17 protein-coding genes and 1 pseudogene are annotated in these 22696 nt (G+C 71.1%); 6 read left to right on the forward strand and 12 right to left on the reverse strand.

Features of this window, described 5'->3' with window-relative positions:
* Positions 1 to 48: 48 nt before the first annotated feature.
* The 5 genes from SSPS47_RS33340 to SSPS47_RS33360 all read right to left on the reverse strand — a co-directional run bounded on the left by SSPS47_RS33340 (position 49) and on the right by SSPS47_RS33360 (position 9343).
* A complete protein-coding gene (locus SSPS47_RS33340; protein ID WP_239065170.1) occupies positions 49 to 1695 on the reverse strand; it encodes an APC family permease in 1647 nt (548 codons plus the stop codon).
* Entirely contained in the window at positions 1692 to 3161 is a 1470-nt protein-coding gene (locus SSPS47_RS33345; protein WP_164254144.1) for an aldehyde dehydrogenase family protein, read from the reverse strand. Before SSPS47_RS33345 ends, SSPS47_RS33340 begins: the two co-directional genes overlap by 4 nt.
* Before the next feature lie 189 nt (positions 3162 to 3350).
* Entirely contained in the window at positions 3351 to 4619 is a 1269-nt protein-coding gene (locus SSPS47_RS33350; protein ID WP_164254145.1) for a GAF domain-containing protein, read from the reverse strand.
* Between the two features lie 213 nt (positions 4620 to 4832).
* Entirely contained in the window at positions 4833 to 6155 is a 1323-nt protein-coding gene (locus SSPS47_RS33355) for an SWF or SNF family helicase (protein ID WP_164254146.1), read from the reverse strand.
* On the reverse strand, positions 6152 to 9343 hold the full coding sequence (locus tag SSPS47_RS33360) for a DEAD/DEAH box helicase (RefSeq protein ID WP_164254147.1): 3192 nt from the start codon (positions 9341 to 9343) through the stop codon (positions 6152 to 6154). The genes SSPS47_RS33355 and SSPS47_RS33360 overlap by 4 nt, the downstream gene beginning before the upstream one ends.
* Positions 9344 to 9555: 212 nt before the next feature.
* Between SSPS47_RS33360 and SSPS47_RS33365 the strand changes: the two genes are divergently transcribed.
* On the forward strand, positions 9556 to 10635 hold the full coding sequence (locus tag SSPS47_RS33365) for an acyl-CoA desaturase (RefSeq protein ID WP_164254148.1): 1080 nt from the start codon (positions 9556 to 9558) through the stop codon (positions 10633 to 10635).
* A gap of 125 nt (positions 10636 to 10760) precedes the next feature.
* Complete coding sequence (locus tag SSPS47_RS33370) at positions 10761 to 10943, forward strand: hypothetical protein (protein ID WP_147877946.1); 183 nt, start codon at positions 10761 to 10763, stop codon at positions 10941 to 10943.
* Between the two features lie 98 nt (positions 10944 to 11041).
* Here the strand turns inward: SSPS47_RS33370 and SSPS47_RS33375 are convergent, their stop codons facing one another.
* The 3 genes from SSPS47_RS33375 to SSPS47_RS33385 all read right to left on the reverse strand — a co-directional run bounded on the left by SSPS47_RS33375 (position 11042) and on the right by SSPS47_RS33385 (position 13063).
* Positions 11042 to 11944, reverse strand: coding sequence for a hypothetical protein (locus tag SSPS47_RS33375; protein ID WP_164254149.1), 903 nt, complete (start codon positions 11942 to 11944; stop codon positions 11042 to 11044).
* A gap of 113 nt (positions 11945 to 12057) precedes the next feature.
* Positions 12058 to 12363: a hypothetical protein gene (locus tag SSPS47_RS33380; protein WP_147877944.1), complete on the reverse strand. Its 306-nt coding sequence runs from the start codon at positions 12361 to 12363 to the stop codon at positions 12058 to 12060.
* 100 nt (positions 12364 to 12463) lie between these two features.
* Positions 12464 to 13063, reverse strand: a complete 600-nt coding sequence (locus SSPS47_RS33385) for a methyltransferase domain-containing protein (RefSeq protein WP_164254150.1) — start codon at positions 13061 to 13063, stop codon at positions 12464 to 12466.
* A gap of 101 nt (positions 13064 to 13164) precedes the next feature.
* Between SSPS47_RS33385 and SSPS47_RS33390 the strand changes: the two genes are divergently transcribed.
* Complete coding sequence (locus SSPS47_RS33390) at positions 13165 to 14574, forward strand: NADP-dependent succinic semialdehyde dehydrogenase (protein ID WP_164254151.1); 1410 nt, start codon at positions 13165 to 13167, stop codon at positions 14572 to 14574.
* 205 nt (positions 14575 to 14779) lie between these two features.
* Positions 14780 to 15574 (forward strand): SigB/SigF/SigG family RNA polymerase sigma factor, encoded by a 795-nt coding sequence (locus SSPS47_RS33395; RefSeq protein WP_164255275.1) that lies wholly within the window; start codon positions 14780 to 14782, stop codon positions 15572 to 15574.
* Here the strand turns inward: SSPS47_RS33395 and SSPS47_RS33400 are convergent.
* Positions 15522 to 17057, reverse strand: a pseudogene (locus SSPS47_RS33400) (ABC transporter ATP-binding protein); the annotation flags it as partial. The gene SSPS47_RS33395 and the pseudogene SSPS47_RS33400 sit on opposite strands and share 53 nt — an antisense overlap.
* 294 nt (positions 17058 to 17351) lie before the next feature.
* A complete protein-coding gene (locus tag SSPS47_RS33405; protein WP_164254153.1) occupies positions 17352 to 18050 on the reverse strand; it encodes a response regulator transcription factor in 699 nt (232 codons plus the stop codon).
* Between the two features lie 53 nt (positions 18051 to 18103).
* Here SSPS47_RS33405 and SSPS47_RS33410 point away from each other — a divergent pair, with 53 nt between their 5' ends.
* Both SSPS47_RS33410 and SSPS47_RS33415 read left to right on the forward strand, forming a co-directional pair.
* Entirely contained in the window at positions 18104 to 18883 is a 780-nt protein-coding gene (locus SSPS47_RS33410) for an ATP-binding cassette domain-containing protein (protein WP_239065171.1), read from the forward strand.
* On the forward strand, positions 18880 to 21240 hold the full coding sequence (locus SSPS47_RS33415; protein ID WP_164254154.1) for an ABC transporter permease: 2361 nt from the start codon (positions 18880 to 18882) through the stop codon (positions 21238 to 21240). Before SSPS47_RS33410 ends, SSPS47_RS33415 begins: the two co-directional genes overlap by 4 nt.
* Before the next feature lie 154 nt (positions 21241 to 21394).
* Here SSPS47_RS33415 and SSPS47_RS33420 read toward each other — a convergent pair whose 3' ends face one another.
* Positions 21395 to 21889, reverse strand: a complete 495-nt coding sequence (locus tag SSPS47_RS33420; RefSeq protein WP_164254155.1) for a hypothetical protein — start codon at positions 21887 to 21889, stop codon at positions 21395 to 21397.
* A gap of 1 nt (position 21890) precedes the next feature.
* Positions 21891 to 22505 (reverse strand): hypothetical protein, encoded by a 615-nt coding sequence (locus SSPS47_RS33425; protein WP_164254156.1) that lies wholly within the window; start codon positions 22503 to 22505, stop codon positions 21891 to 21893.
* Between the last annotated feature and the right edge of the window lie 191 nt (positions 22506 to 22696).

Here is a 22696-nt window from a genome sequence, read left to right on the forward strand (position 1 = left end):
CGCTTCTCCAGGTGCAGAGGGTGTCGGGGCGCGGGGAGTGCGTGGCGGCTACTCGGTGGGGGTGGTGGGCGGCCGCTTGGTGGGTGACGTCGGATCGCTCGCCTCGACCCGGTGTTCGGCGAGCACCCCCGTCTTGTGCCGCTGGACGAACCAGTAGTAGGTGAAGCCGCCGAGGGCGACGACTCCGACGAACAGGAACGCGCCCCAGCGCAGATACCAGTGCTGCGGACCGGTCGCGTTGTACACCGCGGCGCGCGGCCAGGCGAGGTTGAGGGACATCGCGGCGCCCCAGAGCACGGCGATGATGTTGACGGGCAGTCCGAACCGTCCCAGCGTGAAGCTGCCCTTGACCGGCTGCCACTCGCCACGCAGCCGCTTGACCAGCATCGGGGTGGTGACCAGCAGATAGGCCACATAGATCATGATGATCGCGATGCTCGTGATCACCGAGAAGATCTGCGGCTGGTTGATGTTGATGACCAGGATGACGACACCCACGACACCGATCAGCATGGCGGGCACGACCGGCGTGTGGAAACGCGGACTGACCCGGGCGAGCACGGAGCCCGCCGGCAGGTTGTTGTCGCGTGCCATGGCGAACATCAGGCGGATACCCGCCGCCTGAACCGCCAGCACACAGACGGTGATCGCGATCACCACGCACCACAGGAAGATCTCGCCGATGGTCGACCCGAGCGTGTCGAGGACGACGAACTGCAGGCCGTCGGTGGTCAGCCGCTTGTCCGCCAGATCCGGCACCGCCAGCAGGGCGAACAGCAGGATCAGCCCGCCGATCAGGAATGACGCGACGAGCGCGCGCAGGATCGCGCGAGGCGCGTTGCGGCTCGGGTTGTGCGACTCCTCGCCGAGCGACGAAGCGGTGTCGAAGCCGTACATGACGTACGCGGAGGCCAGCGACGCGGTGAGGAACGCGCCGAAGTACCCGAGCGTCTCGCCCGTGCCCTGTCCTTGCGTGTCGGTCAGTACGGTGCTGGGGCCGCGGGTGATGTGCACGGCCAGGAAGATGATCAGTGCGACGGCGGCGATCAGTTCGATGAACACCCCGGCGGAGTTGATCCGCGCCATGAGCTTGACGCCGAAGGCGTTGACGGTGGTGGAGAAGAGGATGAGGACGGAGCCGAGCAGTACGGCGTTGCCCGCGGCGTCGTACTTGCCGCCGCCGTCCCCGATGAACTGGAACCGGCTGTCGATCTGCGGCAGCGTGATCTGGTAGGCGAGCGCCACGGCCGACAGCGTCACCATGGTCGCCGTCATCATCATCCAGCCGCCGAGCCAGCCGATGTGCGGACCACCCATGTTCTTGGCCCAGTTGTAGACGGAGCCGGCGACCGGGTAGCGGGCGGCCAGCTCGCAGAAGCACAGGGCCACCATCAGCTGTCCGGCGAAGACCATCGGCCAGGACCACCAGTAGGCCGGACCGCCGAAGCTGACACCGAAGTAGAAGAGCTGGAAGGTGCCGGTCAGGATCGAGATGTAGCTGATCCCGGCGGCAAAGGTGTGGAAGTTGCCGAGGGTCCGCTTGAGCTCGGGCCGGTAGCCGAGTGCGCCGAGCGCCTCGTCGTCGTCCTGGAGCTGGGTCCTCGCGGAGGCCTCCGGGTCCGCGGGGCCCGCGGCGCCGGAACCGTTCGAGCCGCTCCCGTTCTCGTGGCCGTTCGGCGTGCCCGGCGTACTCACTCGAACCATGCCTGAGGACTCGGCGAGAGATTGCGCCACACGTGTTTGGCCTCCTGGTACTCGGCCAGCCCGGCAGGCCCCAGCTCCCGCCCGAAGCCGGACTGCTTCATGCCGCCCCATTCGGCCTGCGGGACATACGGATGGAAGTCGTTGATCCATACGGTGCCCGCCCGCATCCGCGACGCCACGCGCTGCCCGCGCCCGGTGTCCTGCGACCAGACCGCCCCGGTGAGGCCGTAGACGGTGTCGTTGGCGAGCGCGACCGCCTCGTCCTCGTCCCTGAAGCGCTCGACGGTGAGCACGGGGCCGAACGATTCGTCACGCACCACCGACATCCCCGGAGCGCAGTCGTCCAGCACGGTCGGCGGGTAGTAGAACCCGTCGCGAAGCCCGGGGTCGCTGGGGCGCTCGCCGCCGCAGCGCAGTACGGCGCCTTCGGCGAGCCCCGCCGCCACGTACGCCTCGACCTTCTCGCGGTGCTCCGCCGAGATCAGCGGCCCGGTGCGGGCGTGCTCGTCGAACGGGCCGCCCATCGGGATCGCCCTGGCGCGGCGTACCAGCTCGTCCACGAACGCGTCGTGCAGCTCGTCCTGGACCAGCAGCCGCGCGCCGGCCGAGCAGACCTGCCCGGAGTGCAGGAACACCGCCGTCAGCGCGTAATCGACCGCGCTCTCGAAGTCGGCGTCCGCGAAGACGATGTTCGGATTCTTGCCGCCCAGCTCCAGCGCGACCTTCTTCACCGTCGGCGCGGCCGCGGCCATGATGCGGCGCCCCGTGACGAGACCGCCGGTGAAGGACACCATGTCGACACGAGGGTCCTCGGTGAGCGGCGCGCCCGCCGTCGCACCGGCGCCGAGGACGAGATTCGCCGCGCCGTCCGGCAGACCGCCTTCGGTCAGCAGCCGCATCAGCATGATCGCGGTGTGCGGGGTCAGCTCGCTCGGCTTCAGTACAAAGGTGTTGCCGGCGCCGAGCGCGGGGGCCACCTTCCAGGAGGTCTGCAGCAGCGGGTAGTTCCACGGGGTGATCAGCGCGCAGACGCCGACCGGTTCGTGCACGACGCGGCTGTCGACGCCGGGGTCGCCGGTGTGGACGACGCGGTCGGTGCCGCCGGCGGCCGTCAGGTTGCCGAAGTAGCGGAAGCAGTTCGCGATGTCGTCCATGTCGTACTCGCTCTCGACGAGCCGCTTCCCCGTGTCCAGGGACTCGGCCCGCGCGAACGCGGCCTTGTCGCGCTCCAGCAGTTCGGCCACGCGCAGCAGCAGACCGCCGCGCTCGGCGGCCGGGGTGCCGGGCCAGGGACCGCTGTCGAACGCGTCACGGGCCGCCTCGACGGCGGCCGCCGCGTCCTTGGGGCCCGCCTCGTCCACGGTCGCGACGAGCGTGCCGTCCGCCGGGCAGCGGATCTCGCGGACCTGACCGCCTACGGCGGTCGTCCACTTGCCACCGATGAACAGCTCTGGCATGGCGGACTCCTCGGGTTCGGGTGAGCGGGCACCGCGAGAGTCGGTTGTGGTGCTCCATCAACAGAGAGTAAGGAGCAGAGGCCGGGTCCGCCTTCCGGGAGCGCCCGGAGGGCTCAGCCGGGCCTGTACGACAGCGACGGCCCGATCGTCCCCATCCGTAGGAGGTCAGTCCTTGCGCGCGAGCCGTCCTCAGGCGCCGGACGGGCCCATTGCCTGCCACGCGTCGATCTCGCGCACGCGCGCGAGGGCGGACGGGCGCTGCCGCGCGGGGAGCGCGTCGGCGAGGGTGCGCCACACCGCGAGGTCGTCCTCACCCCAAGGGCTGTAGGCCCAGTCGGCCAGCAGCCCCGGATCCCCGCGTGCGATCAGGGCCGCCCTGAGCTGGTCGGCGAGTCTGCGCCGCAGCCGTACGACGGCGGGGGAGAGGGAAGCGGGCAGCAGCGGTCCCGCGTAGGCGCTCATGGCACCGGTGACCGCTCCGGACGCCAGCCTCCTGGTGACGGTGTCGAAGTCCGTGTCGACGGGAGCGGTCAGCCGGTAGGGGCGAGAACGCAGCAGGTCGGGACCGAGCAGTCCGCGCAGCCGGAACAGCTCCGCGCGCAGGGTGACGGGCGTGACGGACTCGTCCTCGTACAGCTCCATGAGCAGTTCGTCGCCGCAGATGCCCTCCGGGCGGTTCGAGAGCACCGTCAGGATCTCGCTGTGGCGACGGCTGAGCCTGGTCTTGCGGCCGTCCACGACGAGCAGGGCCTCGTCCCGTCCGAGGACCGACAGCTGTACGGTCCCGGGGGCCGGCGGTGGGGCCAGCAGGGCGAGCTGCGACTCGGCGGCCCTGGCGACGGCGCCCACGAACGCGAGGCTGTGCGGATGGGCCAGCCGGTCGCCGCCGGTGATGTCGACGGCGCCGAGCAGCCGTCCGGTGCGCGGATCGTGGATGGGCGCGGCGGCGCAGGTCCAGGGGTGCACGGGCCGCAGGAAGTGCTCGGCGGCGAACACCTGGACGGGCCGGTCGACGGCGATGGCGGTGCCCGGGGCGTTCGTTCCCGCCGCGGCCTCGGACCAGCGGGCGCCCGGCACGAAGTTCATCCCGCCGGCCTGCGCGCGCGTAGCGGTGTGGCCCTCGACCCACAGGAGCCGTCCGTGGGCGTCGCACACCGCGATCAGATGTTCGCCGTCCGACGCGTAGGCGCCCATCAGTTCACGGAAGAGCGGCATCACGCGCGTGAGCGGGTGCGCGTCCCGGTAGGCGCCGAGGTCGTCGTCGGACAGCTCGACACTGGCCGTCCCCTCGGGACGGACGTGCGCGCTGGCGGAACGCTGCCAGGAATCGGCCACCACCGGGCGTACGGGGTGGTCGACCCGGCCGGCGGTCGCGAACGACTCGTACGCGCGACGCAGCGCTCCGCGCCGCTCCGCAGGGTCCGCTCCTTCTTCCAGGGCCACCCATGTGTCGGTCAACTCGGCCTCCCGAGGCCACTACTGCACCGGCCTCCACCATCGTCGCCCCGCGTGCGCCACCGGGCAAGGCTCCGGTCGCACACGGGGCGGGTCGGGACGAAACGGCGCGGGGCGGGGGTGGGGCGGCGGTGCGGTGGCAGTGCGGCTGCCGTTCGGCGGCTCATCCGTATGGAGGCCGCGCCCCACGCACTCCGCGTCCACCGTGGCCGACCGTCAGACCTCCGCCCGCAGGCTCGCCAGCGCCGACGCCGGATCGGCGGCCGGCGGCCCCGAAGCGGCCCAGCGGGCCCCGGCTCTGCGGTACGGCCACCAGCGGCCGTCGCGCCCGTAGCGCAGCTGTGTGTCCGCCCCCACGACCGTCCAGCGGCCGCCCGCACCCGCGCGCAGCCGTGGGCGTTCGCTGTCCTCCCAGGCCCCCGCCAGATCGGCCTTCGCGCGGGCCAGCGCCTCGGGCTCCGGTTGCCACTCGTCCTCCAGTACGGCGAGAGCCGCCGCGCCGCCGTAGCGCCAGGCGCCGACCGCCAGGCCCAGTTCGGCGCGCTGCCGGCCCGTGCCCCCGGCGAGCCGCACCGCGATCAGCGGATCGTCGGTCGAGGCCGCGAGGCGCACGGCGTCCTGACGGGTAGTCAACTGTTCTTCGAGCGGCTGCCGTTCGTGCCCGGCGGACAACGCGTCGATCAGCATCCGCAGCGCGCGTCCCGCCGCGTCCGCCGTCAGGAACTCCAGGGCGTCCGCGTCGATCCCGGGCGGTGGCTCCGCCTCGGTGTCGAGGGACGGCGGCAGGCCGGGCTCCTCCGGGACCGGCGGGGGAGGGGGCAGCGGCGGGAGGATGCCCCGCGCCGCGAACGCCTCGTCCGCCCGTATGCCCTCCGGCTCCTCCGCCGTCCCTCCACCCGCGGCCGTGGCCTCGGTCGGACTCTGCGTCCGCGCGGCCCGCGCGGAGCGCACCTGCAACTCGTCGAGCAGTTGGCGCTCACCCCGGCCGCGCATCAGCAGGAGGACGAAAGGGTCCTCGTCCAACAGCCTCGCCACCTGATAGCACAGCGCCGCCGTGTGCGGACACAGGTCCCAGGCGTCACAGGCGCACTCCGGCTCCAGGTCGCCGATGCCGGGCAGCAGTTCGACCCCGGCGCCCGCCGCGTCCTCCACAAGATGCGGTGGCATGTCCCGGTCCAGCAGCGCGGCGATGTGCCCCGCGCGCTCGACCGCCATGTCCAGGAACCGGTCCCACTCCTCCGTACTGAGCTGCTGCAACAGCACGTCGCTGCGCTGCGCCGTGCCGTCCGTGTCCCGAACGACGGCCGTGATCCTCCCCGGCCGTACGGACACCGCGCCGACCGCGCCGTCACGCGCCTGCTTGCGCCCCTTCTTGAGCTGCTGCAAGTCGAGCGCCGTGTCCTCAAGGGCCTTCAGCCACGCCTGTCCCCACCAGCTCCGCGCGAAGCCCCGGCCCCGCGCGGGCGGCAGGGCGGCGAAGGTGCGCTCGGCCCCTTCCGTACCGCGACCGCCGCTGTTTGCGCTGTCGGCTCCGGTCATCGCGCACTCCCTCGCAGCTCGACCAGATCGGCCAGCTCGTCGTCCGTCAGTTCCGTCAGGGCCGCCTCGCCGCCGGCGCCGAGGACGGAGTCCGCCAGTTGCTGTTTGCGCGCCAGCATGTCGGCGATCCGGTCCTCGATCGTGCCCTCGGCGATCATCCGGTGCACCTGCACGGCCCGGTTCTGGCCGATGCGGTACGCGCGGTCCGTCGCCTGGGCCTCTACCGCCGGGTTCCACCAGCGGTCGAAGTGCACGACATGCTCCGCGCGGGTCAGATTCAGGCCGGTGCCCGCCGCCTTCAACGACAGCAGGAAGACGGGCACTTCGCCCTCCTGGAACCGTCGCACCATGTCCTCGCGCTGGCGCACCGGTGTGCCCCCGTGCAGGAACTGCGTCGGGACGCCGCGCGCCGCCAGATGCTGTTCGAGCAGGCGCGCCATCTGTACGTACTGCGTGAAGACGAGCACGCTCGCCTCCTCGGCGAGGATCGTGTCCAGCAGCTCGTCGAGCAGTTCCACCTTGCCCGAACGCCCTGCCACACGTGCCGAGTCGTCCTCCTTGAGGAACTGCGCGGGATGGTTGCAGATCTGCTTGAGCGACGTCAGAAGCTTCATCACGAGGCCGCGGCGCTCCATGCCGCCGGCCTCCGAGATCGCCGCGAGGGTCTCGCGTACGACGGCCTCGTAGAGGCCCGCCTGCTCCGTCGTGAGCGACACCGCGCGGTCGGTCTCCGTCTTCGGAGGCAGCTCGGGCGCGATGCCGGGATCCGCCTTGCGCCGACGCAGCAGGAACGGCCGAACGAGCGCGGACAGCCGCTCCGCCGCCCCCGGGTCACCACCCTCGACCGCCTGCGCGTAGCGCGTGCGGAAGGTGGCGAGCTTGCCGAGGAGACCCGGTGTCGTCCAGTCGAGGATCGCCCAGAGCTCGGAGAGGTTGTTCTCCACCGGGGTACCGGACAGGGCGACGCGCGCCTTGGCGCCGATGGTGCGCAACTGACCGGCGGTCGACGAGTACGGATTCTTCACGTGCTGCGCCTCGTCGGCGACGACCATGCCCCACTCGGCGGCGGCCAGTTTCCGCGCGTCCAGCCGCATCGTGCCGTAGGTCGTGAGGACGAACTCGCCGTCCGCGAGGGCGTCCAGGCCGCGTGACGCGCCGTGGAATCGGCGCACCGGCGTGCCGGGTGCGAATCGTTCGATCTCGCGCTGCCAGTTGCCCATCAGCGACGTCGGGCAGATGACCAGGGTGGGGCCCGCCGCCGACTGCTCGGTCTGGCGGTGCAGATGGAGCGCGATGACCGTGATGGTCTTGCCGAGCCCCATGTCGTCGGCGAGACAGCCACCGAGACCGAGTGAGGTCATCCGGTGCAGCCAGTTGAGCCCTCGCAGCTGGTAGTCGCGCAGCGTGGCCGTGAGAGCCGCCGGCTGGCCGATCTCCTGGTCGGTGCCCTCCGGGTCGGCCAGGCGGTCGCGCAGCGCCTCCAGCCACCCCGACGCCTGCACCTCGACCCGGCGCCCGTCCACCTCGGTGGACCCGGTGAGAACGGCTCCGAGCGCGTCGACGGGCGTGAGCTTGCGGTCCTGGCTCTCCCGCGCGCGCCTGGCCTCCGCCGGGTCGATGAGGACCCACTGGTCGCGCAGTCGAACGACGGGGCGGGTCGCTTCGGCGAGGCGGTCCAGCTCGGCGCGGGTGAGTTCCTGGTCGCCCAGCGCGAACCGCCAGTTGAAGGCGAGCAGCGCGTCGGCGGACAGGAAGGACGGCAGACCCGAACCGCCGCCGTCCGGGCGGCCGTTCCCGTGCGTGTCGTCCTCGTCGGCACGGCCCGAGCCCAGCGTGTCGTGCCGCGTGTCGCGCCGATTTCCGTACGGGCCGGAGCCCGGCCCGTCGTCGGGCGGGCCGATGACGGCGCGCGCCGTCAGCCTGCGCGCCAGTGACTTCGGCCAGTGCACCTGGACACCGGTGGCGGCCAGCGCTCGGGAGGCTTCCCCGAGCAGTTCGGTGACCTCTTCGTCGGCGAGGTCGATCGCGTCGGGCACGGTGGCCGACAGGAGGGGGGCCAGCGGTGGCCAGGCACGTGCGGCGCGCCTCAGGGCCAGCAGGGCGTCCATCCGGGCCCGGGGGCCGAACGCCTCGCCCGTGGCCTCCGTGGCCCCCGTGCCGGCCCACACCTCGGCGGCGTCGGCGACGACCGTCGGGTCGCTGACGCTGTGCATCTGCAGGACGGCGCGGAACGCGGGGGCGGATCCGAACGCGTCGCCGCCGGTGGAGCCGCCCTCCATGGAAGAGCCTTCCTGCGCGGCGGTCAGGCCGGGCAGTTCGACCCGGAGCGACAGCCGTACGCCCGCGTCGTGCCCGGCCGCCACGTCGGCGGCCCAGCCGCGCAGTTCGGGCATCCGGCGCGGCTCCGGAGCGGCGAAGGCGGGCGATCTCGCCGCGATCCGCGCGGCGGGCGTGCGCACGAGACCGTCGGCGACCGCGTCGAGGAACTGCCGCAACAGCCGTTCCGGATCGGCGAGCAGGAGCGGACCGGTCGCCTCGGGGTCGAGCGGTACGGAGTGCGCGGCGGGCGGCATCGAGGCGGCGAGCGCGCGGACGCGCTCCAGATCGTCGGCGGCGAGGGGGCCGGCCCGCCAGGCGTCGTGGCCGGCCGTCGAGAGTCCGGGCAACAGCTTGCCGCGCGCCGCGAGTTGCAGGGCGAGCAGCGACGCCGCTCCCCAGAAGGCCGCGGCGGGCGAGGCGTGCGCCGACGCCCTCGCGCGGGTCAGTACGGGCAGGGCGTCCCGTACGGGCAGCAGCAGGGCGGCGACCGTACGGAGCCGCACGTCGTCGCCGACGACGGTCAGTTCCCCGACCGAGGCCGCCGGGACCGCTGAATCCGCCAGGTCTGTCGATTCGGCCGAGTCCGTCGATTCGATCGAGTCCGAGATGTCCGCCGGGGCGGGCCACTCGGGCGGAGCGGCGCCGTCCGGATGCCAGAAGGCGATCCTGCCGGCACGGGCCGGGTCGGCAGGCAGGAAGAGCACCTGGCAGCGCGCGAGTTCGGTGATCTGGGAGGGCGTAGCCGCAGGGGGCCTGTGTACGGCGATGACACATTCCTCAAGTTTGACTAGTGAAGGTGGAGCGGCCGAGGGTACCTCGCTCACGACACCGATGGGTGGCGTCCGACGGTGACAAGAATCATGGGCCATGACGGGGGTGTGGACAGCCCCACCCCCTCGGTCGGGAATAGCCCCCGTCGGCTCGGGGTGTTGGCCGCATGGCCTTTGGGGGGCAACTCCGCGTAGTTTTCATCCGGTCGCTTGATCAAGTTCCAACGGCGCCACTCGAACGGCCTCACAGACCTCCCATTTTCCACCTAAACGATCTATCACGATCGTCGGCCTAAAGACCGGAGACCGACATGCCCCAGGCCCCCGCAGCAGTCGCGGAGACCACCACCCCAGGCCCCGCCGCCGCCCGCACGGGCGGCAGCGACTTCGCGCCCCTTCTGCGGACGGTCAGGGAGCAGGGCCTCCTCGAACGGCGAACCGCCTGGTACGCCCGCGGTATCGCCGTCAACCTGCTCGGGTTCGCCGCGGTCGTGACCGGCATGGTGCTGATCGGAGCGTCCTGGTGGGCGCTCCTCCTGGCTCCGCCGCTGGCGCTCCTTTCGGCCCGGATGTCGTTCGTCGCGCACGACGCGGGGCACGCCCAGATATGCGCCACCCGCGGACGGAACCGGCTCGTCCAGCTTCTCCACGCCAATCTTCTGCTCGGAATGAGCCAGGACTGGTGGAACGACAAGCACAACCGACACCACGCCAACCCCAACCACCTGGAGAAGGACCCGGACGTCGGTGCCGACATCCTCGTCTTCGCCCAGCACCAGACCGAGGGCCGCAAGGGTCTGCGCCGCTGGCTCACCCGCCACCAGGCCGTGGCGTTCTTCCCGCTGACGACCCTGGAGGGCATCGCCCTCAAGGTCTACGGATTCCGGAGCGTCTTCTCCCGCGGCGTCAGCCGCCAGAGCCCGCGTGAGCGCCTCCTCGAGGGCTCGCTGCTCATCACGCACGTGGTCGCCTACCTCGCGCTGCTCTTCACGACGCTCAGCGTCGGCCAGGCCGTCGTCTTCCTGCTGATCCACCAGATGATGTACGGCCTTCACCTGGGCATGGCCTTCGCCCCGAACCACAAGGGCATGAAGATCCCCACCGAGGAGGAGTTCGCGAGCTGGGGACATCTGCGCCGGCAGACCCTCACCTCCCGCAACATCCGGGGTGGCTTCTTCACCGACTGGTTCCTCGGTGGCCTGAACTACCAGATCGAACACCACCTCTTCCCGAGCATGCCGCGTCCCCACCTGAAGCTCGCCCAGCCGCTGGTGCGCGCGCACTGCCGCGAGATGGACGTCTCCTATGTGGAGACGGGCCTGGTCGACTCGTACCGGCAGGCGCTCGTACATCTGCACGAGGTCGGAGCGCCGCTGCGCGCCGGGGCCTGATCCGCGCGACGGAGCACCGCCCTATCGCGGCGCCGCGCACGCGGGCGCTGCATAGTGGAACTGGCGGACGCCCGTGAGCGTTCAATCAGCAGGGAGCGGCCTCGGCCGCGAAGGAGGCGTCGAAAATGTCGACTAGGGCAAAGATCGCTGTCGGGGGAGTGGCCGTCGGTCTTCTCCTGATTCCATTCATCGGATTCTGGATGTCGCTGCTGGTGGTGCTCGGCGTGCCCGCGGTGGCCTATCTGATGCTCGACCCGTCGCAGCGCCGTCGGCTCAAGCGCGTCACACGCAAGGAGATCGGCCGCTGACCCCGCGCTGACCTGCGAAACAGCCCCCGTACGCCACGCCGGACCCATGACACGGTCCCGGACGCGTACGGGGGCTTCGCGTCGACCGCAGGGGCGCCTCAGGACGGGCGGACGGCGATCCTGTCGAGCGCTTCGAGAAGTTTGGGCAGCTCGGGTCCACGGCCCACCGGCAGTACTTCGTTCGGTTCGTCGTCCAGAAGGATGTAGGCGATGTCGTCGGTCCTCGCGACGAGGGACCAGCCGGGACCGTCCGCCCGCAGCATCCGCGCGCCGGCGGCCGCGAAACCGGAGCGGACCCGGCCCAGCGGCGGCGATGACTCCAGGTAGCCGTGCAGCTCCTTCAGTACGCGGCGTATCCCGTCGTGGAGGATCTCCCGGCCGCCACCCTCCGCGCCCCTCGCGCCGTCCTCGTTGTCGGCGGCAACGGGGTCCGCGTCCTCGGCGGCTTCCGCGCCTGTGTCCGTATCCGTGCCGGTCCCGGCCCGCTGCGGTTCGTCCTCGTGGTCGAACTGAGCACGCCACGCCTCCCACTGAAGCGCGATCTCGTCCGCGCCGAGGCGGCGCTGCGCAGGACCCCAGGTCGTCGTGTCGGGCGGCGCGAGCGAGGGTCTCGCCCCGTCGGCCTCCTCGTCCGGCTCCGGATCGGGATCGTGCGGCGCGGGGATTCCCGGCGCCGCCACCGCCAGGGCCAGCGGCCAGCCCGGAACCGCCGCGACCACCGTACGTTCGTCGGGAGACAGGTCGTACTCCATACCGCAGTCCCACGCGGCGATGGCGACCGCGACCAGCGACACGTCGTCGACGGCCACCGTCCAGCGCGCGCCGGTCCCGTCCTGGCCGAGCACCAGCCCGTACCCGCGGTCGTACGGCTCCAGTCCCAGAGCCGCGCACGCCTCGGGAAAGTCGTCCCCGAGCACGCTGGGAAACTGCGCCGGTGTCAGCAATACGGCCGACAGCACAAACAGCGCGTCCTCATCGGCGGATTCGTCCGTACCTGACACGGCACCTCCCGATCCGATCGGTCGTGTCCGATCGGTTGTCGGCGCACCTTAGCCAGTCGGCCGCCCGGCCGTCGAGAGGCCGACGGCCGCCCACACCGCTCCGCGCCCCGCCGTCAGGCCGCGGGCAGCCCGAGGAGGCTGCGTGCCACCGTCTGGGGCGACTCGTCCCGCTCACGCGCCAGCGCTATCACGGCCCGGCACGCCAGCTCGCTGACCCCGAAGGACAGCGCCTCGGGGGAGACCCAGCCGGACGCCTCGTCCATCCGGTCCTGGTCGTCGTCGGCGGTCGCCGCGACATACGTGGCCGCGGCCTCGAACAGGTTGTGCCGGCGTGTCCGGCTCTGGGACGACGCGGCCGGCTCGGCGACCGGCTGGGCGATCCGGTTCGATACGAAGAGTCCGCGCAGCTTGTCGAACATCGTCCGTCCACCTTCCGCACATCCTTCGGGCCCCCGCCTCCTACACAGGTTCGATACCCGTTGACGCGACCGCGCACTCGGTACGGGCCGACCCGGTGAGTCAGCCCTCCCGTACCGAGAGCGCGAGGAAACGGTCGTCCTCGTCCACGTACGACAGCAGCCGCCAGCCCGCCCCCGCGAGCAGCGGACGGAGCATGCCCTCGGCACGGAGATCGTCCGGTGTGATCCGCCGGCCCTGCCGGGCGGCCAGCGCGGCCCGCCCGACGGGGTGGAAGAGCGCCAGCCGCCCACCGGGCCGTACGACCCTGGCCAGCTCCCGCAGATCCGTGGTGGGCTCCGACAGATGGGCGATCAGCCCGGCGGCGAAGACCGCGTCCAGGCAGAGCGGGCGCAGCGGCAGACGCGCCACATCGGCGAGCAGCAGAGCACCGACCTCGTCGCGACCGCTCCGTACGGCCGCCGCGAGCATCTCGCGGGTGAGGTCGGCCCCCAGCACGGTGCCCCGTGGCCCCACGGCGGCCCGGAGGGCGGTCGGTGCCCTGCCGGTGCCGCAGCCCGCGTCCAGGACGCTGTCGCCGGGACGCAGCCCCATCTCGGCCACCGCGGCGGCATAGGCAGGGCCGTCGTCGGGGAAGCGCGCGTCCCAGTCCGCCGCCCGGACCCCGAAGAATTCCTGTACACGCGTGTGGTCGTGGGTCATGGGCACATGATTCCCCACCGTGTATCGCCGCGTCCCGCCGCGTTGCGGGCCCGTGCGTACCGCGCGAGTGTCGAAGCACCGAATCGGAGGAGGACGGTCCCATGCCCATCGCCACGGTCGATCCCGCCACCGGCGAGACCCTGAAGACGTTCGACGCCCTGGGGTCCGACGAGATCGAGCGGCGGCTGGCCGTGGCCGCCGCCGCGTTCGAACAGCACCGCACCACGGACTTCGGCCACCGGGCCGCGCTGCTGAACCGCGCCGCCGACCTCCTCGATGAGGACCGGGACGACATCGCCCGCACCATGACCACCGAGATGGGCAAGCCGATCGGCGCGGCACGCGCGGAGGCGGCGAAATGCGCCAAGTCGATGCGCTGGTACGCGCGCCACGCGCCGGGACTCCTCGCCGACGAGCACCCGTCGGCCGCCGACGTCCAGGACTCGGGCGCCGCACGCGCGTATGTCCGCTACCGCCCGCTGGGCGTCGTGCTGGCGGTCATGCCGTGGAACTTCCCGCTCTGGCAGGTCGTACGATTCGCCGCCCCCGCGCTCATGGCGGGCAATGTGGGCCTGCTCAAACACGCGTCGAACGTCCCTCAGACCGCCTTGTATCTGGGCGACCTCTTCAGGAGGGCGGGTTTCCCCGAGGGCTGCTTCCAGACGCTGCTCGTGGGGTCCGACGCGATCGAGGGCATCCTGCGTGACCGCCGGGTGGCCGCGGCGACCCTGACGGGCAGTGAGCCGGCCGGGCGCTCCGTGGCCGCGATCGCCGGTGACGAGGTGAAGCCGACCGTGCTCGAACTCGGCGGCAGCGACCCGTACATCGTGATGCCGTCGGCCGACATCGACCGCGCCGCGCGGGCCGCCGTGACGGCCCGGGTGCAGAACAACGGCCAGTCCTGCATCGCGGCCAAGCGCTTCATCGTGCACGCCGACGTCTACGACGCCTTCGGTGAACGATTCGTCGCCGGGATGCGGAAGCTGACCGTCGGCGACCCGATGGACGAGTCGACCGATGTCGGCCCGCTGGCGAGCGAACAGGGCCGGGCCGACCTCGAGGAGTTGGTCGGCGACGCGGTCAACCGCGGTGCCACCGCCCGCTGCGGCGGGCGCCGCCCCGACGGACTGGCCGGCGGCTGGTACTACGAACCCACCGTCCTCACGGATGTCTCCCCCGACATGCGCATCCACCACGAAGAGGCGTTCGGCCCCGTCGCCACCCTGTACCGGGTATCCGATCTCGACGAGGCGGTGAGCGTCGCCAACGACACCCCGTTCGGCCTGAGTTCCAACGTATGGACGCGCGACGACGAGGACGTGCGGCGTTGCGTACGCGATCTCCAGGCCGGCGGTGTCTTCTTCAACGGCATGACCGCGTCCCATCCCGCGCTTCCCTTCGGCGGCGTCAAGCGCTCCGGGTACGGACGGGAGCTGTCGGACCACGGGATCCGTGAGTTCTGCAACATCACGACCGTGTGGCACGGCGCCGAACCGGACCGCAACGGCTGAGAAGCGCGCCCGCACTCCTCGAATCAGAAGATCTGCCCGCCCCTGAACCCCCTTGTTTGCCGGGGGTGTTCAGGGGCACACGCTGGTCGTGCTTCGGACAGGAGGCACGTCCGTGGAGCGGCGTACCGCTCCGGGCGTCGCCCGGTGGCCGCTGTGTGCTCCTCCGGTGACGACGGCCGCGTCGAGCGAGGAGCTGAAGAGCATCATGACCCCTCGGGTGATGGCCTACCGGGTGAGGCACGAGGACGTTCCTGACACCTCCGCGGCCTTCGAACGGGCCGCAGGACTGCCGGACGGCCCCGAGAAGTACCGGACCCGCGGGGAGATCGTGTGCGCCTGGCTCCCGATGGCCGACAGGCTGGCCGGGCGCTTCCGGCACCGGGGCGAGGCTCTGGAGGACCTGCGGCAGGTCGCCGCGATCGGACTGGTGAAGGCCGTGGAGCGGTACGACCCGCACCGGGGCACCGCGTTCGAGAGCTTCGCCGTGCCCACGATCACCGGGGAGCTCAAGCGGCACTTCCGCGACCGCCTGTGGTCCGTCCATGTCCCACGGCGGGTCCAGGAACTCCGGGCCCGCGTGCGCGACGCCCGCGACGAACTGGCGCAACGGCACGGCAATGTGGCGCCGACCGTCGACGAGATCGCCTTCCACGCGGGAATGACCCGGAACGAAGCGGTCATGGGAGCCGAGGCCATGGACTGCTTCAACGTGCTGTCGCTCGACGCGAGCCTGTCCTCCCCGGACGAGGGCCCCACACTGGGCGACTCCCTGGGGGCCTGGGACGCGGCGCTGGACGCCGTGGTCGATCGTGAGGCCGTCAAACCGCGGCTGCGCCGACTGCCCGACCGGGAGAAGCGCATCCTCTATATGAGGTTCTTCCGGGGGATGACCCAGAGCAGCATCGCCGAAGACCTCGGTATCTCGCAGATGCACGTCTCACGGCTGATCAACGACTCCTGTGCGCGCATCCGTAGGGATGTGATGCGCGACGCCGCTTAGGGCTCGTGCCTCGGGCGGCCGTACGGGTCGGCAGGTCCCGAGGTGCCGGACGGGCCGGCAGCCCGTCCGGCACCTGAGGTGAAACGGCCGGCCGGGGTGGTGTCACACGGCCTGATCGGCTGTTGTGTCGACGGGCGGGCCGCCCTTCCCCGCAGCGCCCGCCTGGCGCGGCACAGCACCTTTCCGGGCGCGCGCCGTGCCCGTACTGCTCCGCCCGCATGTGGAACATCGAGGCGTATCTGCCCTCGGCGGCCAACAGGCTCTCGTGGTCGCCCTGTTCGACCAGCCTGCCCTCGTGCAGGACGTAGATGAGGTCCGCGTGCCGCACACCGGACATGCGGTGCGTGACCAGTACGACCGCTCTCCGTTCGCCGGCCAGCCCCCGGATCCGGTCGAACGCCTCGATCTCCGACTCGGGATCGAGGGCGGACGTGGGTTCGTCCACCACGATCACCTGCGCGTCCCGGTAGTGGGCGCGGGCCAGGCCGAACTTCTGCCACTGCCCGCCGGACAGCTCGGACGCCCCGCGGAACACACGGGCCAGGAGGGTGTGGAACCCCTTCGGCAGACTCTCGGCGATCCTGTCCGCGCCCGAGTACCGGGCCGCCGCGTCCAGATCACCCTCGGCGGCGTCGGGCCTGCCGATCTCGATGTTCGTCCGGGCGGTCACCGGCCAGCGCTCGAAATCCTGGGTGAGCAGCGACACCCGGTCGAAGATCTGGTCGCGGTCCGCCTCCGCGATGTCGACGCCGTCCCAGGCCAACCGCCCGCTGTCGGGCAGGTGGAGTCCGGCGAGCAGCTTCACGAGCGTGCTCTTGCCGGAGCCGTTCTCGCCGACGAGGGCCACCACCGAGCCCATCGGAATGGTCAGGGACAACCCGCTGAGCGCGGGCGTCTCCCGGTCCGGATAGCTGAAGGAGACGTCCTCCAGGGTGATCACCTTCGTGGGCTCGGGGAGGGAACGGCCCCCGTACGGAATGGACCTGCCGCCGGCCTCCGCGAGGAACCTCTCCAAGTCGCGTACGTACAGGGACTCCTCGTGCAGCGAGTTCGTGGTCACCACGAGGGAGCCCAGGCTCGCCGAGTCCGACCGGACCGCGACCACGGCGGTGCCCGCCACGGCCAGGTCCATCCGCCCGGACATGATGAGCGCGGCCATCGTTCCGTATGTGATCAGCGCGGCCACTCCCGACAGCGCGGCGGCGAGCAGTTCGGTGGCCGCCTTGTCCCTGGCCAGCCGCGTTGCCTCGGTCTCCGCGCTCTCGGCCATGTTGCGGTAGTGCCTGAGGAGGAAGCGGCCGACGCCGTGCACGCGCACCTCGTGCGCGGCGGAGCGGGAGGTGAGGAGTCCGGCGATCAGGCGGCTGGCGCGCAAGTGCTCCACCCAGGCCATCACCGAGAGATGGCGCCGCTGGGACACACGCATCGCGCCCCAGCCGCGCGGCGCCGCGATCAGCAGGAGCATCGGCAGCAACAGCGGGTTAGTCGTTGCAGTCGCTGTGTCCCACGCAGGTCGTGTCGCATTATGGCTGGAGCGGGACCTTCGCCCGTGTCGCGCTCCGAAGCGGCAAGTTGTCCCTTTACTGGCCGAGTTGCTGACGAAGATTACACGGCAGGACAGCCTGCATCGCAGCTCGGCATCTTGCTGTCGGCTGTGCCCGACCCCCGCACCGCGGCGAAACGCGGACATCGGGCGACCGTTGTATGACCGTTCGGAGGCGTGAACTACTGGGACAGACGTAGGTTCCGGCTGCTGGTCCCAAGTCTCGGCTTCGGTCTACGTCTGCTCGGTGGACTGCTGGGCGGCCTCGCCTACGCCGACGCTGACCAGACCTGTCTCGTAGGCGACGATGACGGCCTGGACACGGTCACGGAGTCCGAGCTTGGCGAGGATGCGGGCGACATGCGTCTTGACGGTCGCCTCGGCCAGGTGGAGGCGACTGGCGAGTTCGGCGTTGCTCAGTCCTCGGGCCAGCAGGCCGAGGACCTCCAGTTCGCGCGGGGTGAGCGAGGCGAGGTCGCGGTGGAGGGCGGCGGTGTCGCTGCCGTGCTGGGCGAACCGCTGTACGAGGCGGCGGGTGATGGCGGGCGCGAGGAGAGCGTCGCCGGTGCGGACCGTGCGGACGGCCGCGGTCAGCTGCTCTGGGGTGACGTCCTTGAGGAGGAAGCCGCTGGCCCCGGCGGACAGTGCCGCGTAGACGTATCGGTCGAGGTCGAAGGTGGTCAGGATGATGACGCGGGGGGTGTCGGGGGCGCCGGTGAGGATGCGGCGGGTGGCCTCCAGGCCGTCCATGTCGGGCATCCGGACGTCCATCAGGACCACGTCGGGCCGGGTGCGGCGAACCGCGTCCACTGCTTCGGTTCCGTTGGTCGCCTCGGCGACGACGTCGATGCCGTCGGCGCGGAGGATCAACCGGAATCCGGTGCGGACCAGGGTCTGGTCGTCGGCGACGAGCACACGCAGCGGCTCGGTCACGGTGTCTCCAAGGGGATCAGGGCCTCCACACGGTAGAAGCCCTGACCAACACCGTGAAGCACGCGTCCGGCGCCACCGCCGCCGTGACCGTCGAATACGGCCCGCAGCGGCTCCGGGTGGAGGTCACCGACACCGGTGGACACCCGGGCGCGGCCACCGGAAGCGGCCGGGGCCTGATCGGCCTGCGCGAGCGCCTCGCCGTCCACGACGGAACCCTGAACACCGGCCGACGCCTGACCGGCGGCTCCGGCAGCGGCAAGTCCACGCTGCTCAATCTGATCGCGGGCCTGGACCGGCCGGACACGGGGACCGTCACTGTGGACGGGGTGCGGGTGGATCAGCTGGGCGAAGCCGGATCGGCGCTCTACCGGCGGTCGAAGATCGGCATGGTCTTCCAGTTCTTCAACCTGCTCGACGATCTGACCGTCACCGATAATGTTGTCCTGCCCGCGCGCCTCGCGGGTATGGCACGTGGTGAGGCAGATCGCCGGACGGCGGAACTCCTGGAACTGCTGGGCATCGACCGGCACGCCGGCGCCTACCCGGGGCGGCTGTCGGGCGGCGAGCGGCAGCGCGTCGCGGTGGCCCGGGCGTTGATGAACCGGCCGGCGCTGCTCCTGGCCGACGAGCCGACCGGGGCCCTGGACACCGCCGCCGGACAGGACGTCAGCCAACTGCTCACTGACCTCAATGCCGAGGGCCAGACCATCGTCGTGGTCACCCACGACCTGGCTTTGGCCCGGTCCTGCACAAACCGTACGGTCAGGATCGCCGACGGCCGGATCACCGAAGACGTCCGGTCGCAGGCCGTCGCCCCGGAGGCCGTCCGATGAGCGCGCTCGGCAGGGTGGTGCGCTCGGGGGTGGGACGACGCCGGGTGCAGACGCTGGTGATCGGGCTCGCCACGATGATGGCGGTGGCCGCCTCCGTCCTCGGCGGAACGCTGCTCGTGGTTTCCGGCGGGCCCTTCGATGACGCCTTCGCCAGGCAGCACGGCGCGCATCTGTCCGTGCAGTTCGACGCGGGCAAGGTGAGCGCCGGGCAGCTGTCGAAGTCCAAGGACGCCGAAGGGGTGAGCGCCGCGGCCGGGCCGTTCCGTACGGCGACGGTCACCCCGCGGTCGGACGGCTGGGACAACCCCGGGTGGCCGATGACTGTGGTCGGCCGGGGCGATCCCGGCCGGGACGTGGACGAGGCGGCGCTGCTCGATGGACGGTGGCCCACGCACTCCGGCGAGATCGTGCTGTCCGCCAACTCCGCGCTCATCCCGACCATGGGCATGAAGATCACCTTCCCCGATCTGTCCGGCGATCCGACACTGACGGTGGTCGGTGTGGCCCGCTCGGTCACGCAGACCGCTGACGCCTGGGTGGTTCCGTCCCAGATGGCGGCGCTCACCGTGCCGGGCAGCGGCGGCTACCAGATGCTCTACCGCTTCACCGACGCGGGCACCGCCGCGCAGATCACCGCGGGCGGCAAGGTCGTGACGCAATTCCTGCCGCCAAAGGCGGCCGTCGGCGAACAGTCATGGCTCACCGTCAAGAAGACCGCCGAGCAGGACACCGCCCTCTACGTCCCGTTCCTCATCGCGTTCGGCGCCCTCGGCCTGGTCATGTCGGTGCTCATCGTCGGCAACGTCGTCGCGTCGGCCGTCGGCATGGGAACGCGCCGCATCGGCATCCTCAAGGCCGTCGGCTTCACCCCGGCCCAGGTCGTGCGGGCCTACGTGGGCCAGGCGCTGATCCCGGCCGCCGCTGGCACGGCCCTCGGTGTCCTCGTCGGCCACTTGCTCGCCGTCCCCGTACTGGCCGAGACCGAGGAGGCCTACGGCACCTCGTCCCTGACCATCGCCCCCTGGGTCGACCTGGCGGTGATCGCCGGGGTGCTCGGCCTGGTGGTGGCGACCGCGTGGGCCAGTGCCTGGCGGGCAGGCCGGCTGCGCACGGTCGACGCGCTCGCCGTCGGGCGTACCGCTTCGGCGGGGCGCGGCCGGTGGGCAGCCCGCCTGGCCGGACGGCTGCCGTTGCCGCAGCCGGTCGCCCTGGGCCTGGCCCGGCCCTTCGCGCGGCCCGCCCGCGCGCTGGCCATGGGCACGGCGATCCTGTTCGGCACCATCGCCGTCACGTTCACCGTCGGGATGGGCGCCACGCTCGGCCAGGTGATGAAAGCCAAGGCCCACGACGTTGCCGATCTCACCGTGCCTGCGCCCATGCCGGACTTCGGACCCCAAGGCCCTGGCCCCGAGAAGCAGCCCAAGCAGCCCAAGACCGATCCCGCTGCAGTCGCCGCGGCCATCGAGGCCGCCGCCGGAACCGGGAAGTACTACAGCGCCTCGAAGGTACGGACGACCGTGTCCGGCCTGACCGGCACCATCGACGTGATCGCCTTCACCGGCGACGCCTCCTGGGGCGGCTTCACGATGGTCTCGGGCCGCTGGATCAACAGGCCCGGCGAGGCCGTGGTCCCGACCCCCTTCCTGGCCCCCACCGGCACCCGCATCGGCGACACCGTCACCCTGGACGGGCTGGCCGAGCCGGTCACGGTCCGGATCGTCGGCGAGGTCCTCGACCCCCGCAACGACGGCATGCAGGTCTTCACCGACGCCTCGACCCTCAAGGGCGCACATCCTGACCTGACGGAGACGAGTCATCACATCGCGGTCACGTCGGGCACCGACGTGGCCAGCTACGTCGGCGCGCTCAACGCAGACCTGGCACCACTGGGGGCCACCGCCCAGGCCGGCGGGCTCGGCTCCGGCAGCGACATGGTCGTCACGCTCAACGCGTTGTCCGCGATCCTCACGCTGATGCTCGTCGCCGTCGCCGCGCTCGGCGTGCTCAACGGCGTGCTGCTCGACACCCGCGAGCGCGTCCGGGAGATCGGTGTCCACAAGGCGCTCGGCATGACCCCCCGGCAGACCATCGCGATGGTCCTCACCTCGGTCGTCGTGACCGGACTGGTCGCGGGCGCTCTGGGCGTGCCGCTCGGCGTAGTCCTGCACGGCTGGGTCATCCCGGCGATGGGCGACAGCGTGGGGCTCCGCCTCCCCGGTTCCGTCATCGCCTTCTACCACGGAGCTGAACTGTTCCCGCTCGCACTCGGTGGCCTGCTCATCGCCACCCTGGGTGCACTCCTGCCCGCTGGCTGGGCCGCCGGGGCCCGAACCGCCACGGCCCTGCGCACCGAATAGGAGGTCAGGTTCAGAGCTCTTGCCTCCGACCCCCACCGCAAGGAGTGGTGGGGGTCGGTTGGCTACCGGCCTTCATCAAGGCGGTGAGCGTGTACGACCGGCAGAGACGGGTGGAAGGGACAAGCCATAGGCGCATCCTCTCCACCCGTCGGTGTCAACTGCACGATCCGAAGGGGACGGTGCTGCTCGGGGCGGGCAGTGGGCGCACGTTGTGATTGGCTGCCGCCTGCTTGCGCAGACGCTCGATCTCGTCGTGTTGGGCGGCCAGCCGAGAGATCGCCAAGGTCTTGAAATCGGTCAATTCCGCCAACTGCTCGTCGCGGGCGCTGATTCGCTTTCTCAGCTCAGCGTTCTCCTTCTTGAGCCGCTCGATCTGTGCGACTCGGGGATCGAGGATCTCCCCGGCGTCCCGAAGCTCCCTGAGTCGCCGCTCGAACTCCTCGGCGAGGTGCTGGTAGGCGCCGGGCCTGGTGGTGCCATCCCGGTTCGTTTTGGGATAGAAGCCGGTGCGGGTTACCCCGGCCAGGGCGGCGAGGGTCTTGAGGTCGGACTTTCCACCGGGCGGCAGGTTTCCGCTCAGAATCCGTTCCATAGCAGCCCGGATCGCGGCCTCGTTCCGGGTCTTGGTCTCCTCGGTGAGCCGGGCCATCTCAGTCCTCTCCGATGGGCGCCGCGGCTTGGGCGGCCGCGTCGATCTCTGTGACGACGCGCAGGGCGCGATCGCGCTCGGGTACCAGCCGTGCTTTCTCGCCCTTGGCCACCCGAGGGCTCTCGATGAACACATCGATGGCGGTGGCCTGTCCGGCCCAGACGGGACGGTGACAGGGGTGGTGGGTGGCCTGCGGGCAGCGAGCCGAGTCGCACATTCCGACCAGCGGCTTTGTCGCATTCGGTGTGCCGGCCAGGCGTAGGCACAGGGCCTTGGACGGGTCACGGAACCAGCAGAAGTTGGCAGGCCCGACGTGGAGTGTCTTGGCCTGTTTACGTAGGAGATTCTCCAGGTGGCGGTCGTCCTTGAGGATCTTCGGGTCTGTGTTGGCTGCGTCTTTCAGCTGGGCATCCACGTGGTGGAATGCCTCGATCAGGCCGCGTGCACCGGGACCGGCGGGCATACGGCCTGCTTGGACATCGCGGAATGCCTGCACCGTCAGCTGCACATGATGGGCTTCCTCGGCCTCCTCGATCTCGGCATGGAACAGTCGCTGGGATCCGCCGGGGCGAGCTAATGGTGGAGTCGGGTATTGGAACTGCTGGAATGCCTTCACAGCGGAAGCCTACGAATATGGCCAATCCGGACCGGAGAGTAGCCCTGATGGGCTGGCATCGGCTTCATCCGGTGGGCTACGTTGTGTAGCCATGACTACCGGGACGGCATTGCGCCACACACGGATTGGTGACCCGGTGCTCTTCTGAGCGCTGTGTGGGCCGGTGCTGGCCCGCTGTGGGATCGAGGATC

Origin of the sequence: Streptomyces sp. S4.7 (genome assembly GCF_010384365.1) — a bacterium.
Classification (GTDB): Bacteria; Actinomycetota; Actinomycetes; order Streptomycetales; family Streptomycetaceae; genus Streptomyces.

Excerpts from the sequence above, each read along its gene's own strand:
- SSPS47_RS33345 (WP_164254144.1), bottom strand. The coding sequence starts at position 3,161 with ATGCCAGAGCTGTTCATCGGTGGCAAGTGGACGACCGCCGTAGGCGGT.
- SSPS47_RS33355 (WP_164254146.1), bottom strand. The coding sequence starts at position 6,155 with ATGACCGGAGCCGACAGCGCAAACAGCGGCGGTCGCGGTACGGAAGGG.
- SSPS47_RS33360 (WP_164254147.1), bottom strand. The coding sequence starts at position 9,343 with ATGGCCCATGATTCTTGTCACCGTCGGACGCCACCCATCGGTGTCGTG.
- SSPS47_RS33365 (WP_164254148.1), top strand. The coding sequence starts at position 9,556 with ATGCCCCAGGCCCCCGCAGCAGTCGCGGAGACCACCACCCCAGGCCCC.
- SSPS47_RS33370 (WP_147877946.1), top strand. The coding sequence starts at position 10,761 with ATGTCGACTAGGGCAAAGATCGCTGTCGGGGGAGTGGCCGTCGGTCTT.
- SSPS47_RS33380 (WP_147877944.1), bottom strand. The coding sequence starts at position 12,363 with ATGTTCGACAAGCTGCGCGGACTCTTCGTATCGAACCGGATCGCCCAG.
- SSPS47_RS33385 (WP_164254150.1), bottom strand. The coding sequence starts at position 13,063 with ATGACCCACGACCACACGCGTGTACAGGAATTCTTCGGGGTCCGGGCG.
- SSPS47_RS33390 (WP_164254151.1), top strand. The coding sequence starts at position 13,165 with ATGCCCATCGCCACGGTCGATCCCGCCACCGGCGAGACCCTGAAGACG.
- SSPS47_RS33395 (WP_164255275.1), top strand. The coding sequence starts at position 14,780 with ATGACCCCTCGGGTGATGGCCTACCGGGTGAGGCACGAGGACGTTCCT.
- SSPS47_RS33415 (WP_164254154.1), top strand. The coding sequence starts at position 18,880 with ATGAGCGCGCTCGGCAGGGTGGTGCGCTCGGGGGTGGGACGACGCCGG.
- SSPS47_RS33420 (WP_164254155.1), bottom strand. The coding sequence starts at position 21,889 with ATGGCCCGGCTCACCGAGGAGACCAAGACCCGGAACGAGGCCGCGATC.